The organism is Sphingopyxis jiangsuensis, from assembly GCF_016734905.1.
Taxonomy (GTDB): Bacteria; Pseudomonadota; Alphaproteobacteria; order Sphingomonadales; family Sphingomonadaceae; genus Sphingopyxis; species Sphingopyxis jiangsuensis.
Genome location: NZ_JAERPO010000001.1, coordinates 869,168 through 884,115 on the forward strand (window position 1 = coordinate 869,168; position 14,948 = coordinate 884,115).

General features: G+C 65.0%; 21 protein-coding genes. 12 read left to right on the top strand and 9 right to left on the bottom strand.

What is annotated here, in order from left to right; translation table 11 throughout:
• Positions 1–113: 113 nt before the first annotated feature.
• Complete coding sequence (gene ygfZ, locus JI743_RS04315) at positions 114–842, bottom strand: CAF17-like 4Fe-4S cluster assembly/insertion protein YgfZ (RefSeq protein WP_201926262.1); 729 nt, start codon at positions 840–842, stop codon at positions 114–116.
• 153 nt (positions 843–995) lie between these two features.
• On the opposite strand from ygfZ, the gene pyrC reads away from it, so the two are divergent.
• Positions 996–2,018 (top strand): dihydroorotase, encoded by a 1,023-nt coding sequence (gene pyrC, locus JI743_RS04320; RefSeq protein ID WP_201926264.1) that lies wholly within the window; start codon positions 996–998, stop codon positions 2,016–2,018.
• Between the two features lie 6 nt (positions 2,019–2,024).
• Here pyrC and rarD read toward each other — a convergent pair whose 3' ends face one another.
• Positions 2,025–2,942: an EamA family transporter RarD gene (gene rarD / locus JI743_RS04325; protein WP_201926266.1), complete on the bottom strand. Its 918-nt coding sequence runs from the start codon at positions 2,940–2,942 to the stop codon at positions 2,025–2,027.
• A 19-nt stretch (positions 2,943–2,961) separates the two neighbouring features.
• Positions 2,962–3,183 carry a hypothetical protein gene (locus JI743_RS04330; RefSeq protein ID WP_201926268.1) on the bottom strand — a complete coding sequence of 74 codons (222 nt, stop codon included), beginning with the start codon at positions 3,181–3,183 and terminating at the stop codon, positions 2,962–2,964.
• A gap of 191 nt (positions 3,184–3,374) precedes the next feature.
• Here JI743_RS04330 and JI743_RS04335 point away from each other — a divergent pair, with 191 nt between their 5' ends.
• The 4 genes from JI743_RS04335 to JI743_RS04350 all read left to right on the top strand — a co-directional run bounded on the left by JI743_RS04335 (position 3,375) and on the right by JI743_RS04350 (position 5,761).
• Positions 3,375–3,773, top strand: a complete 399-nt coding sequence (locus tag JI743_RS04335; RefSeq protein WP_201926270.1) for a glycine zipper 2TM domain-containing protein — start codon at positions 3,375–3,377, stop codon at positions 3,771–3,773.
• A gap of 162 nt (positions 3,774–3,935) precedes the next feature.
• Positions 3,936–4,487, top strand: a complete 552-nt coding sequence (locus JI743_RS04340; RefSeq protein WP_201926272.1) for a GNAT family N-acetyltransferase — start codon at positions 3,936–3,938, stop codon at positions 4,485–4,487.
• Positions 4,484–4,924 carry a DUF1330 domain-containing protein gene (locus tag JI743_RS04345; RefSeq protein WP_201926275.1) on the top strand — a complete coding sequence of 147 codons (441 nt, stop codon included), beginning with the start codon at positions 4,484–4,486 and terminating at the stop codon, positions 4,922–4,924. The genes JI743_RS04340 and JI743_RS04345 overlap by 4 nt, the downstream gene beginning before the upstream one ends.
• 87 nt (positions 4,925–5,011) lie before the next feature.
• On the top strand, positions 5,012–5,761 hold the full coding sequence (locus JI743_RS04350; protein ID WP_201926277.1) for a hypothetical protein: 750 nt from the start codon (positions 5,012–5,014) through the stop codon (positions 5,759–5,761).
• 73 nt (positions 5,762–5,834) lie between these two features.
• Here JI743_RS04350 and JI743_RS04355 read toward each other — a convergent pair whose 3' ends face one another.
• From JI743_RS04355 to thiS, 4 genes are all read right to left on the bottom strand, one after another.
• Positions 5,835–6,017, bottom strand: a complete 183-nt coding sequence (locus JI743_RS04355) for a CsbD family protein (RefSeq protein WP_201926279.1) — start codon at positions 6,015–6,017, stop codon at positions 5,835–5,837.
• Positions 6,018–6,347: 330 nt separating this feature from the next.
• Positions 6,348–6,698, bottom strand: coding sequence for a hypothetical protein (locus tag JI743_RS04360; protein ID WP_201926281.1), 351 nt, complete (start codon positions 6,696–6,698; stop codon positions 6,348–6,350).
• A 57-nt stretch (positions 6,699–6,755) separates the two neighbouring features.
• A complete protein-coding gene (locus tag JI743_RS04365) occupies positions 6,756–7,526 on the bottom strand; it encodes a bifunctional sulfur carrier protein/thiazole synthase protein (protein WP_201926282.1) in 771 nt (256 codons plus the stop codon).
• Positions 7,523–7,726: a sulfur carrier protein ThiS gene (thiS, locus tag JI743_RS04370; RefSeq protein WP_201926284.1), complete on the bottom strand. Its 204-nt coding sequence runs from the start codon at positions 7,724–7,726 to the stop codon at positions 7,523–7,525. Before thiS ends, JI743_RS04365 begins: the two co-directional genes overlap by 4 nt.
• 77 nt (positions 7,727–7,803) lie before the next feature.
• On the opposite strand from thiS, the gene JI743_RS04375 reads away from it, so the two are divergent.
• The 4 genes from JI743_RS04375 (at position 7,804) to JI743_RS04390 (ending at position 11,587) form a co-directional block, all read left to right on the top strand.
• Complete coding sequence (locus tag JI743_RS04375; protein WP_201926286.1) at positions 7,804–8,244, top strand: type II 3-dehydroquinate dehydratase; 441 nt, start codon at positions 7,804–7,806, stop codon at positions 8,242–8,244.
• 75 nt (positions 8,245–8,319) lie between these two features.
• Positions 8,320–8,796, top strand: a complete 477-nt coding sequence (gene accB / locus JI743_RS04380) for an acetyl-CoA carboxylase biotin carboxyl carrier protein (protein ID WP_201926288.1) — start codon at positions 8,320–8,322, stop codon at positions 8,794–8,796.
• Positions 8,797–8,809: 13 nt separating this feature from the next.
• Entirely contained in the window at positions 8,810–10,171 is a 1,362-nt protein-coding gene (accC, locus tag JI743_RS04385) for an acetyl-CoA carboxylase biotin carboxylase subunit (RefSeq protein WP_201926290.1), read from the top strand.
• A gap of 63 nt (positions 10,172–10,234) precedes the next feature.
• Positions 10,235–11,587, top strand: coding sequence for a L,D-transpeptidase family protein (locus JI743_RS04390; RefSeq protein WP_201926292.1), 1,353 nt, complete (start codon positions 10,235–10,237; stop codon positions 11,585–11,587).
• Positions 11,588–11,594: 7 nt separating this feature from the next.
• On the opposite strand, the gene JI743_RS04395 is transcribed toward JI743_RS04390, so the two are convergent.
• Positions 11,595–12,323 (bottom strand): murein L,D-transpeptidase catalytic domain family protein, encoded by a 729-nt coding sequence (locus tag JI743_RS04395; protein ID WP_227339844.1) that lies wholly within the window; start codon positions 12,321–12,323, stop codon positions 11,595–11,597.
• 179 nt (positions 12,324–12,502) lie between these two features.
• Here JI743_RS04395 and arsC point away from each other — a divergent pair, with 179 nt between their 5' ends.
• Entirely contained in the window at positions 12,503–12,847 is a 345-nt protein-coding gene (gene arsC, locus JI743_RS04400; RefSeq protein WP_201926295.1) for an arsenate reductase (glutaredoxin), read from the top strand.
• 55 nt (positions 12,848–12,902) lie between these two features.
• Here arsC and recF read toward each other — a convergent pair whose 3' ends face one another.
• Positions 12,903–14,012: a DNA replication/repair protein RecF gene (gene recF / locus JI743_RS04405; protein WP_201926297.1), complete on the bottom strand. Its 1,110-nt coding sequence runs from the start codon at positions 14,010–14,012 to the stop codon at positions 12,903–12,905.
• 268 nt (positions 14,013–14,280) lie between these two features.
• Between recF and JI743_RS15270 the strand changes: the two genes are divergently transcribed.
• Together JI743_RS15270 and JI743_RS04410 are read left to right on the top strand one after the other, a co-directional pair.
• Complete coding sequence (locus JI743_RS15270) at positions 14,281–14,409, top strand: hypothetical protein (RefSeq protein WP_261312157.1); 129 nt, start codon at positions 14,281–14,283, stop codon at positions 14,407–14,409.
• Between the two features lie 75 nt (positions 14,410–14,484).
• Positions 14,485–14,664, top strand: a complete 180-nt coding sequence (locus JI743_RS04410; protein WP_201926298.1) for a PspC domain-containing protein — start codon at positions 14,485–14,487, stop codon at positions 14,662–14,664.
• Positions 14,665–14,948 lie beyond the last annotated feature (284 nt).

A 14,948-nucleotide genomic window follows, 5' to 3' on the forward strand; every position in this document is an offset into this window, starting at 1 on the left:
CGGGTTCGCACGCCGGCATCGCAGCGGCGGACGTGGCAGCAGCCATGCCTGCGAACAGCAGCAAAAGGACGAGCGCACGCATGCGCCCAATATAGCAGCGCTGGCTGCATGCGTCATGAACCGGTCGCGACAAGCCCTTCGCGCATCCACATCGGCGCTGCGTCCGCGTCGATCGACTCGACCCGCCGATGCTCGACCGACCAGTCGAGGTCGGGATAGGCAATCCTTTGGCGCTTTTCGTCTGCGTCGGCGATCGGCACGACGACGATCCGCCGGTTGACCTTTTGCCGCCAGTTCATCCGCGCGGTATTTTCCTGCCCGACATAGCAGCCCTTCGCAAAGCTGACGCCGTTCAGTTCGGCGGCATTGCATTCAAGCCACAGCGTCTCGCCATCGCCCAGTTCGGCGCGTCCTTCGGCGACGCCGAACGAGAGCCGATGTGCGCGCCACGCGGCGTCGGCGCCCTCGCCCTTCCCCGCCGGAGCGAGCCAGCGGCGGCCGAGGTCGGCAAGCCGGGGGTCGGGAACGCCTTGCTCGCCCTCGGGCGCCCAATGCACCGCAAGCTGCTCGTCACGCGCAATCGTGATCGCGCGGCGCAGGCGATAGAGCGTCAGTCGCTTGGCGAGCGCGTCGGCGGCTTCAGCCTCGCAGTCGATGAGAATGTCGTCGCCATCCGCCCAGATCAGAAAGTCGAACAGCGCCTTGCCCTGCGGCGTCAGCAGCGCCGCCCAGACGGGCAGCCCGCCCGAGACGTCGTTTGTGACAAGGCCTTGCAGGAAGCCGCGAACATCCTCCCCCGACAGACGGATGAGGGCGCGGTCGTGGAGGGTGGTACTGGTCATGGCAGAGAAATAGGCTGCCGGGACGACGACTTAAAGCCCCTCCCGCACGCGCGAGGGGTTTGGGGTGGGCCTGACCGCAAACTTGGGCTAAGCGCCGCACCGGACTCGCCCACCCCCGTCCCCTCCCGTTTGCTGGAGGGGGGAGAGAATGACATGACCGACCGCCTGACCATCCGCCGCCCCGACGATTGGCACGTCCATTTGCGCGACGGCGCGATGCTCGCGCATGTCGCGCCCTATACCGCGCGCCAGTTCGCGCGGGCGATCGTGATGCCCAACCTGTCGCCGCCGGTGACGACGGTCGAACAGGGCGTCGCCTATCGCGAGCGGATCGTTGCCGCCGTCCCGGCCGAGATGGATTTCACACCGCTGATCGTCGCCTATCTGACCGACGCGAGCGACGCGCACGAAATGGCGCGCGGCCATGCCGAGGGGGTGTTCACCGCAGCCAAGCTTTATCCCGCGCATGCGACGACCGGCAGCGCGCACGGCGTCACTGACGTCGCGAACATCATGGGCGTGCTCGAGCGGATGCAGGACATCGGCATGCCGCTGTTGATCCACGGCGAGGTCACCGATCATGATGTGGACATCTTCGACCGCGAGGCGGTGTTCATCGAGCGCACGCTGGCGCCGCTGGTCAAGGCATTGCCCGGCCTGAAGATCGTCTTCGAGCATATCACGACCGCCGAGGCGGCCGCGTTCGTCGCCGAGGCGCCCGCGAATGTCGCCGCGACGATCACGCCGCAGCATCTGCACATCAATCGCAACGCGATGCTCGTCGGCGGCATCCGCCCGCACGCCTATTGCCTGCCCGTTGCAAAGCGCGAACATCACCGGCTGGCGGTGCGGAAAGCGGCGACGTCAGGCTCGCCCAAATTCTTCCTCGGCACCGATAGCGCGCCGCATGCCGTTCATACGAAAGAATCGTCGTGCGGCTGCGCGGGGATTTTCAACGCGCCCTTCGCGCTCGAATCCTACCTGGCCGCCTTTGAGGAAGACGATGCGCTCGACAAGTTCGAAGGCTTCGCAAGCGAGCATGGCCCGCGCTTCTATGGCCTGCCGCTCAACGAAGGCACGGTGACGCTCGAGCGCGCCGAGGTGACGGTGCCGTCACATATCGGCGATGTCGTGCCATTCCACGCAGGCGAGACGCTGCGCTGGCGGCTGGCCTGACCCCCGTCAGGCGACTTCGATCATCCGGCTCGCGCGCATCTTGCGCCACAGGTCATAGCTGAACACTGCAATGCTCGCCCAGATGAGCAGGAAACAGACGAGCTGCGCGGGCTTCAATGGTTCGCGGAACAGGAAGATGCCGAGCAGGAACTGGATCGTCGGCGCGAGATACTGGATGAAGCCGAGCGCGGCATAGCTCATCCGCCGCGCCGCGGTCGCAAAGAGCAGCAGCGGCACCGCCGTCACCACCCCACCCGCCGCGAGCAGCAGGCTGATTTCCATGCTCGACCCGAATCCTGTCGGACTGCCCGCGAAGAAATAATAAGCGGCAGCGGCGAGCGAGAGCGGCAGCAGCAAGGTCGTTTCGACGGCAAGGCCGGGGAGCGACCCGACCGCCACGACCTTTCGCAGCAGGCCATAGGTGCCGAAAGAGAGCGCGAGCGTGACGCTGATCCAAAGCGTGTCGAGCGCGCCAGCGAGCAGGATCGCGACGCCGACCGCCGCCATCGCGACCGCAACGGCCTGAAGCCGCGACAATCGCTCGCCCAGTACGAGCGTGCCGAGCAACACGTTGACGAGCGGATTCAGATAATAGCCGAGGCTCGCCGCGAGCACATGGTCGGTGAAGATCGCATAGATATAGACGAGCCAGTTGATCCCGATCAGCAGCGCGCTCGCAAGCAACAGCCGCAGCGCCCGCCAGTCGCGAAATGCGCCCAGATATTCGCCGATCTGGCGGCGGAACGCCATGATCAGGAAGCAGAAGGGCAGCGACCAGATGATCCGCTGCGTCAGCACTTCGACCGGGGGCACCGTGTCGAGCAGCTTGAAGAAAATGGGGACGAAACCCCAGATGCAATAGGCGGCGAGCGCGTAGGGAAGACCGCCCCGATCGCTCGCGGCCGACGCCGAATCCTGTGCCATTACAGCTGCTTTCGCTGGATCAGATGATGCCGCCGCCGAGCATCAGGCGGATCACGCCGATGACAATCACGACGATACAGAGATTCCGGCCGGCGTTGCGCTCTGACATCGCGCCAAGCGCGAGGCCGACGACGGCGACCGGAACGATTACCCAATTCGCCCAGCCGAGAAGCGGGATGAAAGCCACGACCGCAAGCACGAGCGCGATCAAACCGATAAGAAGCGACGCGATATTGAGCATGGGCCGACTTTTTGCACGCGCCTGTGTGCGCCGCAAGCCGTTTCGCCGGTCGCGCAGTTCGTCGACACGGGGCCTCGCTTCGTCTTGTTGCCTTGGGTTCATGCAACGCGAGGCAGATTCGGCTCGTTTTCTCCCCAGGCGTCCGGGGAGCGAATGGCTTTACGAGACGTTGAACCAGGAAAGGATTTGAAATGCGTATCATGACGAAGGGGCTGTTGGGCGGGATTGCCGCCGCCGGGATCGCGCTGACCGCGCCCGCTTATGCCGGGACCGCAGCCCCTGCGAAGACAGGCGGCTATTACGAACTCGACCAGTCGGCCGGCTTTCACAAGCGCAAGAAGCGGCATAGCCATTATGCCCGCGACCAGCGCATCAACCGCGATACGCGCATCTGGCGCGGCAATGACGGCCGCTATCGCTGCCGCCGCGACGACGGCACGACCGGCCTGCTCATCGGCGGTGCAGTCGGCGGGCTTGCCGGTCATGAAATCGCCGGCGACGGCGACAAGCTGCTCGGCACGATCATCGGCGCAGGCGCTGGCGCACTGATCGGCCGCGAGATCGACCGCGACAAATATCGCTGCCGCTAAACCACGGAACCCGTCCCGGGTGTGGGTCCGAGACCCCTCCGCCCGCACACGCGATGGAGAGGGCGTCGACCATGTTGTCGGCGCCCTCAAGGCGTGCACGCTTGCCCCGCCACCGCTCTTGCCGCTAAGGCACGGGCGAGTTGCTGCGGGAGAGATAGCGTCATGCTCAACGGGCCCTTGCTCGTCACCGAAAGGCTGATCCTGCGTCCCCCGGCGGCCGAGGATTTCGACGCCTTTGCCGAAATGTGCACCGAAACCGAAACGATGGAATATATCGGCGGCGTTTGCGAGCGGTCGCAGGCTTGGCGCCAGTGGTGCACACTCGCGGGCGCATGGCACATCCGCGGTTTTTCGATGTTCTCGGTCATCGAGCGCGCGACCGGCGAATGGGTCGGACGGCTGGGACCGTGGGAACCCGACGGCTGGCCGGCGCCCGAGGTCGGCTATGGCGTTCGCGCCAAATTTGCCGGAAAGGGCTATGCCTTCGAGGGCAGCGTCGCGGCGTGCGATTTTGCCGTGGAATTCCTGAAGTGGCCCGAGTTGATGCACAGCATCGACCCTGCCAACCACCGCTCGCAGGCGCTCGCCCGCCGCCTCGGCGCCACCAACAGCGGTCCGACGCGTCTTCCGGCGCCTTTTCAGAATGCGCCGGTCGATGCCTGGACCCAAAGCGCCGATGCCTGGCGCGTCAAGCGAAAGGAATTCCGGCCATGACCGATCGCCATATCGATCCCGAGCGCGCACAGTTCGACGCCTTCAAGACGCTGCCGCGCGACACGCCGATCCATATGCTCAACCTTGTCCGGTTCAAGGCAGAGGCCAGCTATCCCGACAACCATCCGCTCGCCGGCGAGACGCTGACGGGTGCCGATGCCTATGCCAATTACGGGCGCGAGAGCGGACCGATTTTCCAGCGTGTCGGCGGCAGCATCGTCTGGCGCGGCACGATGGAAGCGCTGCTGATCGGCCCCGAGGACGAGCGATGGGACGCGGTGTTCATCGCCCAATATCCGAACAGCGGCGCCTTTATGGAAATGGTCACCGACCCCGCCTATCGCCTGGCCGTCGTCCACCGGCAGGCCGCGGTCGAAACCTCGCGCCTCATCCGCTGCGCGCCCGATGCGTCTCGGTCCGGCACAGTTTTCGGATAACAAATCCTTACAAGTTAACGCAATTTGCTCACATCTTCTTAACCGTTCTTCGGCACTTCCGAAGGATAGATTAAGGGAGTGTTAGCGATGATCTTGCGCGGAAAATGGCTCGTCACCGGATTGCTGGTGCTCGCCGCACCGCTCGCCGGGTGCCGGGACAATCCCGAAGCCAAATCTGACCTCAGGCCGCTCGACGACGGGCTGACCGAAGCCGATCCCGCCATCAAGGGCGCGCTCGAAGACAAGATCATGGTCGACCCCGAGCTCGCGGGTCAGGCCAACCGCAACGCCGTCGGCCCCGGCAACCGCCCCGTCGATGGCGGCGTTCCGGGCGTCCGGTCGGGCAAGACCGCAACCGTCGCCGAGGCCGCGGCGGCCCTGAAAGCGGGCAAGCTGCTGCAAGCACCCAAGGCGCTGGCGTTCGAAGAAGGCTGCGAGGATTGCGACGCCGCCAAACGCCCCGTCACCATCGGCGCGCTCGCGCGCGACCAGCAGAATGGAGGCTGCGACGCCAAGCTGACCTATGGCAACCAGTGGGCCGAGCGCCTGCCCGCCGCGTTCAGGGTCTATCCGCGCGCAACGCTCCGCGAGGCTGCGGGGGTCGCAGGCGGCAAATGCAATTTGCGCGTCGTCAATTTCCAGACCGCCGCGTCGGTCCAGGGCGTGCTCAACTATTATCACACGCTCGCGATCCGCAACGGCTATACAAGCGACCACCGCGTGCGCGGCAACGAACATGTGCTTGGCGGCACCAAGGGCGATCTGGCCTTTGTCGTCTTTGCGCGGCGCGACGGCGGGATGACCGACGTCGACCTCGTCGCCTCGGGCGGCCGCTGATCCTTTTTCCTGACGGTACGAAAAAGGCCCCGGCGCACAAGCGCCGGGGCCTTTTTATTGCGCGGCGGAAAGGTCAGACCTTGTCGCCAAGCGCACCTTTGACTTCGCCCTTGAGGTTCTGGGCCTCACCCTTGCGCTCCTGCGCTTCGCCTTCGGCGCGCAAGCGTTCGTTTTCGGTCGCCTTGCCGATCGCCTGTTTGGTGTTGCCGGCCGCCTCGTTGGCGACGCCTTTGGTCTTGTCGGTCAGTTCACCCATGGGGAGTCTCCTTCGGTTGTCGGAGGCGGTAGCGCCTCACATCCGATCAACCGGTCCCACTGGCGCATGTTCCGCAATTTGCGACCAGCCGTTTATCTCGACAAGATAAAAAGGGCGCTGCAAAACAGCGCAGCGCCCCTGGTCTTCGATATTGTTACGGGCAGCAAGGAAGCCCGCAGCAGGCGGCAATCGCGCAGCAAGCCGCGTGGAAGCTCGCCTGGACAACGGCCGGTTCGGCGGCAAAGACCGCAGTCGGCCCGATGGCAGCGAGGGTGGCAGCAATTTTCAGCATAGTCTTCATTATCTTCACTCCGGTAAAATCGATCCAATTCAGTTTAAGTCGATCCGGACTTTTCGCGGAGGTGGAGTGGCCGGTTCGATTTCACCGCCGGCAAGGGGACGATCCATCAAACCATAACCGCCCGATGACGGAAGGACGATGTCCGGCGCGGCAAAATCTGGCCGATGGACGTCGGCGGCGGCGCGGCAACAGCCCTGCATCGCGGCCTTGTCGCAGGACGGTGTCGGAGGCGCTTGGTCGCCGTCGCGGTCACCGTTCAAAGCGTACGATAAACAGTTGTCATGCAGATCGGGGCAGCAGGCTTGCGCCGTGCCCTGCTGGACGGCCGTCACGCACAGCGCAGCAAACAGCCCAAAGAAGAACAGCACGCGCGACCACATGAGACCTTGTTCGCGGCAGGTCCGGCCAATGTTACGGCGGCATCGGAATTCGGCTGGTCAGATCAATCCCGCAAGCGGGCTCGACGGGTCAGCGTAACGCCGCTGCCCCATCCGCCCGGCGAGATAGGCGTCGCGTCCGGCCTCGACGGCGAGCTTCATCGCGCGCGCCATGCGAATGGGGTCCTTCGCCTCGGCAATCGCGGTGTTCATCAGCACGCCGTCGCAGCCGAGTTCCATAGCAACTGCGGCATCGCTCGCCGTGCCGACGCCGGCATCGACGAGCACGGGGACCGACGCGCCCTCGACGATCAGGCGGATCGTTACGCGGTTCTGGATACCGAGGCCCGATCCGATCGGTGCGCCAAGTGGCATGATCGCGACCGCGCCCGCATCCTCGAGCTGCTTCGCCGCAATCGGATCGTCGACGCAATAGACCATCGGAAGGAAGCCCTCTTTCGCGAGCACTTCGGTCGCCTCCAGCGTTTCGCGCATATTGGGGTAAAGCGTCTTCGCCTCGCCCAGCACCTCGAGTTTCACGAGATCCCAGCCTCCCGCCTCGCGCGCGAGGCGCAGCGTGCGGATCGCATCGTCGGCGTTGAAGCAGCCCGCGGTGTTGGGAAGATAAGTGACCTTCTTGGGATCGATATAGTCGGTGAGCATCGGTGCCGACGGGTCCGAAACATTGACGCGGCGCACCGCGACCGTAACGATTTCAGCGCCTGACGCTTCGAGCGCGGCGGCATTCTGTGCGAAATCCTTGTATTTGCCGGTGCCGACAATCAGCCGCGACGTGAACGTCCGCCCGGCTACACTCCACTGATCGGTCAACAACCGCCTCCTACGAAATGAACGATTTCAAGCGCGTCACCCTCGGCCAGCGCGACATCGGCCAGCGTGGAGCGCGGCACGATCTCGCGATTGCGTTCGACCGCGACCTTTTTCACGTCGAGGCCGAGCGACGCGACGAGGTCCGCGATGCTGCCCTGCCGCACCTGCCGCGGCTCGCCGTTGAGGATGACCGAGATCACGCTTTCGCCTCGCTTTGCCTTTTGTCGAGCAGCCCATATAGGGGGAGCGTGCCACGCCGCAACCGAAAGCCCGCGACTTGACCGACCTTCCGACCGTCTTTGTCCTATCCGGCCCCAATCTCAACCTGCTCGGCACGCGCGAGCCGGAGATCTACGGCCATGACACGCTCGACGATATCCATGCGCGGCTGGCGGAACAGGCGGCGAAACTGGGGCTGGTCGTCGACTGCCGCCAATCGAACCACGAAGGCGTGCTGATCGACTGGCTGCATGAGGCGCACCATGCGGGCGCGAAGGCCGTGCTGCTCAACGCGGGAGGGTACACGCACACGTCGATTGCGCTTCACGACGCGATCAAGTCGATCAAGGTGCCGGTGATCGAGGTCCATCTGTCGGACCCGATGACGCGCGAGCCCTTTCGACATACGAGCTACATCGGCCTGGCCGCCGCCGCACATTTTGCAGGACACGGCGCAGACAGCTATACGCTTGCGCTGGACGCCGCCGCGCGACTCTGACAAGAGGCGCCATCATTGAACAGGGGTCGGGACGCCCCGCCGCGGGTGTCCTCAAGCAAACGGGAAAATATCATCATGGGTGACCATAAGGACAATGGCATCAACATCGATCCGGCATTCGTGCGCGCGCTCGCCGAACTGCTCGACGATACGCAGCTCTCCGAAATCGAGGTCGAGGACGGCGAGCGCAAGGTGCGCGTCGCGCGCACGCTGACCGCCGCGGCAGCGCCGGTCGTCCATGCCCCCGCGCCGGTGGCTACCCCTGCCGCCGCGCAGGCCGCTGCGCCCGCTGCCACCGCTCCAGCAGTCGACGGCTTTGCCGATGCGGTGAAATCGCCGATGGTCGGCACCGTCTATCTGGCGCCCGAACCCGGCGCGCCCGATTTCGCGGCGGTCGGCTCGCAGGTCAAAGCCGGCGACACGATCCTGATCATCGAGGCGATGAAGGTGATGAACCCCGTCACCGCGCCCGCCGGCGGCACGCTGAAAGCCATCCATGTCGAAAACAGCCAGCCGGTCGAATATGACCAGCCGCTGTTCACCATCGGCTGAGGCAGCGCCCGTCATGGCCATTGAAAAACTGCTGATTGCCAATCGTGGCGAGATCGCGCTGCGCATCCACCGCGCGGCGCACGAAATGGGGATCAAGACGGTCGCGGTCCATTCGACCGCCGACGCCGACGCGATGCACGTCCGCCTTGCCGACGAAGCCGTGTGCATCGGTCCGCCGGCCGCGAAGGACAGCTATCTCAACATTCCGGCGATCATTTCGGCCGCCGAAGTGACCGGCGCCGACGCCATCCATCCCGGATACGGCTTTCTTTCGGAAAATGCGCGCTTTGCCGAGATTATCGAAGCGCACGACATGGTCTTTGTCGGACCGAAGCCCGAGCATATCCGCACGATGGGCGACAAGGTCGAGGCGAAGCGCACCGCGGTCGCGCTCGGCCTGCCCGTCGTGCCGGGGTCGCCGGGTGCGGTGACATTCAGCGAAGCAACGAAGAAGCTTGCGCGCGAGATCGGCTATCCGGTGCTCGTCAAGGCGGCCTCGGGCGGCGGCGGCAGGGGCATGAAGGTCGTGCCCGACGAGGACAGCCTCGAAAGCCTGATGGGCCAGGCATCGAGCGAAGCGGCGGCGGCGTTCGGCGACCCGACCGTCTATATGGAAAAATATCTCGGCAATCCGCGCCACATCGAGTTTCAGGTGTTCGGCGACGGCAAGGGCAACGCCATTCACCTCGGCGAACGCGACTGCTCGCTCCAGCGTCGCCACCAGAAGGTGCTCGAGGAAGCGCCCTCGCCGGTGATTTCGGCAGAAGAACGCGCGCGCATGGGCGGCGTCTGCGCCGACGCGATGGCCAAGATGGGCTATCGCGGCGCGGGGACGATCGAGTTCCTGTGGGAAAATGGCGAGTTCTTCTTCATCGAGATGAACACGCGCATCCAGGTCGAACATCCGGTGACCGAGATGATCACCGGTTTCGACCTTGTCCGCGAACAGATCCGCATCGCCGACGGACGCGACCTGTCGGTCAAGCAGGAGGATCTGGAGTTCCGCGGCCATTCGATCGAATGCCGCATCAATGCCGAGGACCCGCGCACCTTCCTCCCCTCGCCGGGCAAGGTGACCAACTATCACGCAGCCGGCGGCATGCACGTCCGCGTCGATAGCGGGCTTTATGCCGGCTATTCGATTCCGCCTTATTACGACAGCATGATCGGCAAGCTGATCGTCTATGGCCGCACGCGCGAAAGCTGCATGATGCGGATGCGCCGTGCGCTCGACGAAATGGTGATCGGCGGGATCAAGACCAACATCCCGCTCCATCAGGCGCTGCTCGCCGATCCCGCAGTGATCCACGGCGATTATACGATCAAGTGGCTGGAGGAATGGCTGGCGAAGGACGACGGCGAATCGGCGGCCTGACCACCGTCCGACGGCGGGGTGGGCGGCTTCCAAAGCCCTGGGAAATTGGCTATGCCTTTTGGCATGGTCCATAAACTCCCCCACCGCACCGCTTTGGCGCTTCTGGCGCCACTGTCCCTGCTTGCAGCCCCGGCGTTCGCGCAGACGAACGTCAAGGAAGATTCGGTTGTCATCCAGCCCGACAAGGTCACCGACGACGCGCCGGTAGTTGCGGCCGATTTCGATATGCCGAGCTGGACCGAAGAGCAGGCGACGACGCTGCTCAGCGTCATCGAAGGTATCAACGCCGAAGGGCTGTTCGCGCGCGACTATAATCCCGATGGGCTTGCCGCCGCCATCCTGTCGAAGGACCAGCTACAGCTCGACAAGGTGGCGACCGACAGCTTCCTGCTGCTCGCGACGCACCTGCGCGACGGCCGCACGCCCAATGCGGCTCGCAAGCAATGGTTCATGACCGACAACGACGCCGAAGTCGAACCGCTGCTGCCGCTGCTGACCTCCGCGCTCTCATCCGACAGCATCGCGGAATCGCTGGCGCGGCTCAATCCCGTGCATCCCGATTTTGCGGGGCTCAAAACCGCGCTCGCGACCGCAAAATCGCCGGCCGAAGCCAATGCGATCCGCGTGAACATGGAACGCTGGCGCTGGATGCCGCGCGATCTTGGCCAGCGCTACGTCGTCAGCAACGTCCCCGAATATATGACGCGCGTCGTCCACGGCGGCACCGTCATCGCGACGCACAAGGCCGTGGTCGGGAAAGCATCGACCCCGACGCCGCAGCTCAACCCCATGGCGACCGGCGTGATCGTCAACCCGACATGGACCTTGCCGCGCAGCATCATCAACGAAGGCATTGGCGCGACAATCGCGCGCAACCCGGCCTCGGCGCGCGCGCAGGGCTATACCTGGACGGGCAGCGGCAAGAATTTGTCGGTCGTCCAGCAGCCCGGGGCGAACAACGCGCTTGGCGTGATGAAGATGGAAATGCTCAACGAGCATGCGATCTATCTGCACGACACGCCGTCGAAGGGCGCGTTCAACGCCGCGGCGCGCGCCTTCAGCCACGGCTGTATCCGCACCGAAAAGGCGCTGCATTTTTCGGGGCTGATGGCGGTGATGTTCGCAGGCCGTAGCCCCGAGGAATTCGGCGAAGCGATCGCCAGTGGCAAGACGACGCGCTTCGGCTTCGACGAACCCTTCCCCGTCTATGTCGCTTATTGGACCGCGGTCCCCGACGGCAAGGGCGGCGTCAAGAAGTTCGCCGACCTGTACGGCCGCGACGCCCCGGTGGTGGCAAGCTTCGCCAAGCCCGGCCGCCCGACGGCAACGATCATCGCGCCGGTTGCTCCGCCTGTTGTCCCCACCGTTGAAACCGCCACGCGCGTGACAACGGAGGCGACAAGCGGGATTTACTGAGGCTCCATCAATCCGCTGTCGGCGGTATCACGCCGTTCGCCGCGCCCGTGCGGACGATATGCTCGCTGCCGGGCAAGGGATCGGTCGGAAGGTCGAACGGTTTCGGCAGCGGCGGTTGGACGCTCAACTTGTCGGCGAACAGCAGCCGCCCCGGCCCGAGCTTGTAGAGGATCATCGGCAACAGTTCTTCGCCAAAGACGAAACAGCCTTCGCTGCGACCGAGCTTGCCCTGCGTCGCGATCAGCGACGGCTCGGCATACCAGGCGCCGTGAACGACGATCGCACGAATGTCGGCATTGTTATTGTCGGGTTCCAGCCCAGCGAGCCGCATCGACGACCCGTTGGCGCCCCAATAATAGTCGCTGGTGCGATAGGCGCCGCGCGAGGTCGCGAGGCTGCCGACGCGGTTCGAAAAATTCTTGAGCCAGCCATCGTGCTGCGGGTCCGACCCGCGCCCGTGCGTCACCGGAAACAGGTCGATCGTGCCCGCCACCATGTCGACGAGCGCAAAGCGCGGACGCGACGATGGCAGGCCGAAGTCGACGATCCCGACACGGTCGGTCTGCGGGATATGGCGCGACTGTAACGCGAGCTGCTGGCGCGCGACTGCGAGATAATCGACGGGTTTTGGCGGCACAGGCTGCTGAACCCAATCGGGCAGCTGCGCACGCGCGGGCAGCGCCGCCAGCGCCCCTGCGCCTGCGATCCCGGCGAGCATCGCCCTGCGATCGAACATATCAGTCACGTGCAACCCAACCCCGCTCTGGCCGCCTGCAGCGGTCCCTCGTCGGCCCATCCATCGCGCCTTGCGCGACAAAGGCAAGCTTGTCGTGCCTCTTCATGCGGGCAATTGTGCCATAATTGCCATGAATAGCCGGTTTACGCTGCGGTAAGGCCGCGTTAGTTACCCGCCCCATGAAAGCAACGATCTGGCACAACCCCGCCTGCGGCACGTCGCGCAAGACGCTCGCGATCCTCGAAGAGACGCCCGGCGTCGAGGTCGAGGTTATCCAATATCTGAAAACACCCTATAGCGAGGCAAAGCTGCGCCAGCTTTTCAAGGACGCCGGCCTCACCGCACGCGAGGCGCTGCGGCTGCGCGGCACCGATGCCGAGGAACGCGGACTGACGGACGCGAGCGAAGATGCGATCATCGCCGCGATGGTCGACAACCCTGCCTATGTGAACCGCCCGTTTGTGGAGACCGACAAGGGCGTGCGTTTCTGCCGTCCGCAGGAGGTGGTGCAGGAAATTCTCTGAAGCCTCGGCTCCGGCCCTTGCTCGTCATCCATCGGTTTGCAACCTCTTCGCCCCGCTACCCCGTCAATACCCGCCCGTCGGCGATGCGAAAGCGCGTCACCGGCCCCGGCATATCGTCGAAAAGCGCCGCCTCGGTCCCGGTGAGCCACGCCTGTCCGCCCTGCCCCGCCAGCCGCGCATAGAGCGCGGCGCGGCGCGACGGGTCGAGGTGCGCGGCAACCTCGTCGAGCAGCAGCACCGGCCGCTGCCCGCGCAGCCGCGCGACGAGGTCGCTATGCGCGAGGACGAGCGAGAGCAGCATCGCCTTTTGCTCGCCGGTCGAGCAGCGCGCCGCCGCGCGACCGCTGACCGCGTGGACCGCCGCCAGATCGTCGCGATGCGGCCCGGCGGTCGCGCGGCCTGCGGCGGCGTCAATGCGCCGTCTTTCGGCGAACAGCCTGCGCAGTTCCTCCATCGCCCATGGCGCCGCTCGCGCCCCCCCTTCGGCGTCGACGAGCGTGAGCAGCGGGCGCGCGAAAGGCGCGTCGGGTTGCTCGGCAAGTTCCACCGACAGCGCCGCCAGTGTCCGCTGCCGCGCCGCATCGATCGCCGCACCGTGCTCGGCGAGTTGCGCCTCGAGGCTCGCGAGCCATCGTGGGTCGGCCTGCGCCGCGTCGGCGAGCAGCTTCCCCCGCGCGCGCAGCGCCGCCTCGTACCGGTTGCCATGCTGCGCATGGCGCGGTTCGAGCGCGAGCACGAGCCGGTCGAGGAAGCGGCGGCGGTTGCCCGCCGTCTCGACGAACAGCCGGTCCATCGCCGGCGTCAGCCACAACACCGCCAGCCAGTCGCCGAGCGCGGTCGCCGCGGCAGGCGCGCCATTGATCCGCACGATGCGCCGTCCCGGCTGCGCGGGCTCTATCCCCGTGCCGAGCGCGACATGGGGCAGGTCCGCCCCCGCCTGCACTTCCGCAAAAACCGCAAAACCCCCGCCCGCGCCGTCGCGTACCATTTCGGCAAGCGGCGCGCGCCGCAAACCGCGCCCCGGCGCGAGCAAGGAAATTGCTTCGAGGATGTTGGTCTTGCCAACGCCATTGTCGCCGTGGATGGCAACCAACCCCGATCCCGCCGCGAAGTCGGCGCCCGCATGGTTGCGAAAATCGGTGAGCGAGAGGCGGGTGAGCGTCATTCGCCTTGCGCGTAGCTTAGCAGGTTGCCCGATGCCAGCCCACAACGCACCGGCGGAAGGCGTCCAAGCCGGGGCACCGAAAATGCGACCGGACAAATTTCATATCGTTGGGATTTTTCACCATTTGAGAGCTATTTTTCCGTTGAAATATTATTTCTGTAACCCGAAAACGGCGGTTAACTGCGGATGAACGGAATTGGCACGCCTCCTGCATTGTATTGGGCATCCACCGGATAGTCCGGGCGGGAGGTCAGAAAGGAAGTTTATCATGGCACATTTCAATGTCGACGTCGTCAAGAGCTACGCCCTCGGCGCCTTCGCCGCGCTCTACAGCTCGGTGATGTTCCTGGCGATTGCCGGACAGAATGGTGCGCAGGTCGGTTCGCTGGTCATCTGACCGGCGGACCTCCCCACGCCGCACGCAACAACGCCGGTCCAGAGATTGTCGCGGACCGGGACGGAAAGGAAAGACATGAAACAGGGTTTTCGCAAGAATCGTCAGAATGCCATGATCTTCGGCGTGTGCGCCGGCATGGCGGACAGCTTCGGCTTTGACGTCTTGTGGACGCGCATCGCCTTTGTGGCGCTGACATTGCTGGGCTTCGGCCTGCCGCTGCTGCTCTATATCACGGTCGCGATCCTCGCGAACTGACGCAGCATCGGGCCGGCCGCCTTTCAGGCGCAGTCGCACCGGCCCGCACAAATCCACATAAACGAAGGCCCGCCGGTCCGACCGGTGGGCCTTTTTCTTTGATGTCCGAGTACGACCGATAGTTGCCGTAAGGAAAAGACAGCCCCTCCCCTTCAGGGGAGGGGCAACGAAGACGTGGCAGCTTGCTGCCTAGTCGGAGTGGGGTGGGGACCAGCGGCCTTGCGCAAGGCGTCGGACCCCTACCCCAAACCCCTCCCCTGAAGGGGAGGGGCTTTAATCGCGTC

Excerpts from the sequence above, each read along its gene's own strand:
- ygfZ (WP_201926262.1), bottom strand. The coding sequence starts at position 842 with ATGACCAGTACCACCCTCCACGACCGCGCCCTCATCCGTCTGTCGGGG.
- pyrC (WP_201926264.1), top strand. The coding sequence starts at position 996 with ATGACCGACCGCCTGACCATCCGCCGCCCCGACGATTGGCACGTCCAT.
- rarD (WP_201926266.1), bottom strand. The coding sequence starts at position 2,942 with ATGGCACAGGATTCGGCGTCGGCCGCGAGCGATCGGGGCGGTCTTCCC.
- JI743_RS04330 (WP_201926268.1), bottom strand. The coding sequence starts at position 3,183 with ATGCTCAATATCGCGTCGCTTCTTATCGGTTTGATCGCGCTCGTGCTT.
- JI743_RS04335 (WP_201926270.1), top strand. The coding sequence starts at position 3,375 with ATGCGTATCATGACGAAGGGGCTGTTGGGCGGGATTGCCGCCGCCGGG.
- JI743_RS04340 (WP_201926272.1), top strand. The coding sequence starts at position 3,936 with ATGCTCAACGGGCCCTTGCTCGTCACCGAAAGGCTGATCCTGCGTCCC.
- JI743_RS04345 (WP_201926275.1), top strand. The coding sequence starts at position 4,484 with ATGACCGATCGCCATATCGATCCCGAGCGCGCACAGTTCGACGCCTTC.
- JI743_RS04350 (WP_201926277.1), top strand. The coding sequence starts at position 5,012 with ATGATCTTGCGCGGAAAATGGCTCGTCACCGGATTGCTGGTGCTCGCC.
- JI743_RS04355 (WP_201926279.1), bottom strand. The coding sequence starts at position 6,017 with ATGGGTGAACTGACCGACAAGACCAAAGGCGTCGCCAACGAGGCGGCC.
- JI743_RS04360 (WP_201926281.1), bottom strand. The coding sequence starts at position 6,698 with ATGTGGTCGCGCGTGCTGTTCTTCTTTGGGCTGTTTGCTGCGCTGTGC.
- accB (WP_201926288.1), top strand. The coding sequence starts at position 8,320 with ATGGGTGACCATAAGGACAATGGCATCAACATCGATCCGGCATTCGTG.
- accC (WP_201926290.1), top strand. The coding sequence starts at position 8,810 with ATGGCCATTGAAAAACTGCTGATTGCCAATCGTGGCGAGATCGCGCTG.
- JI743_RS04390 (WP_201926292.1), top strand. The coding sequence starts at position 10,235 with ATGGTCCATAAACTCCCCCACCGCACCGCTTTGGCGCTTCTGGCGCCA.
- JI743_RS04395 (WP_227339844.1), bottom strand. The coding sequence starts at position 12,323 with ATGTTCGATCGCAGGGCGATGCTCGCCGGGATCGCAGGCGCAGGGGCG.
- arsC (WP_201926295.1), top strand. The coding sequence starts at position 12,503 with ATGAAAGCAACGATCTGGCACAACCCCGCCTGCGGCACGTCGCGCAAG.
- recF (WP_201926297.1), bottom strand. The coding sequence starts at position 14,012 with ATGACGCTCACCCGCCTCTCGCTCACCGATTTTCGCAACCATGCGGGC.
- JI743_RS15270 (WP_261312157.1), top strand. The coding sequence starts at position 14,281 with ATGGCACATTTCAATGTCGACGTCGTCAAGAGCTACGCCCTCGGCGCC.
- JI743_RS04410 (WP_201926298.1), top strand. The coding sequence starts at position 14,485 with ATGAAACAGGGTTTTCGCAAGAATCGTCAGAATGCCATGATCTTCGGC.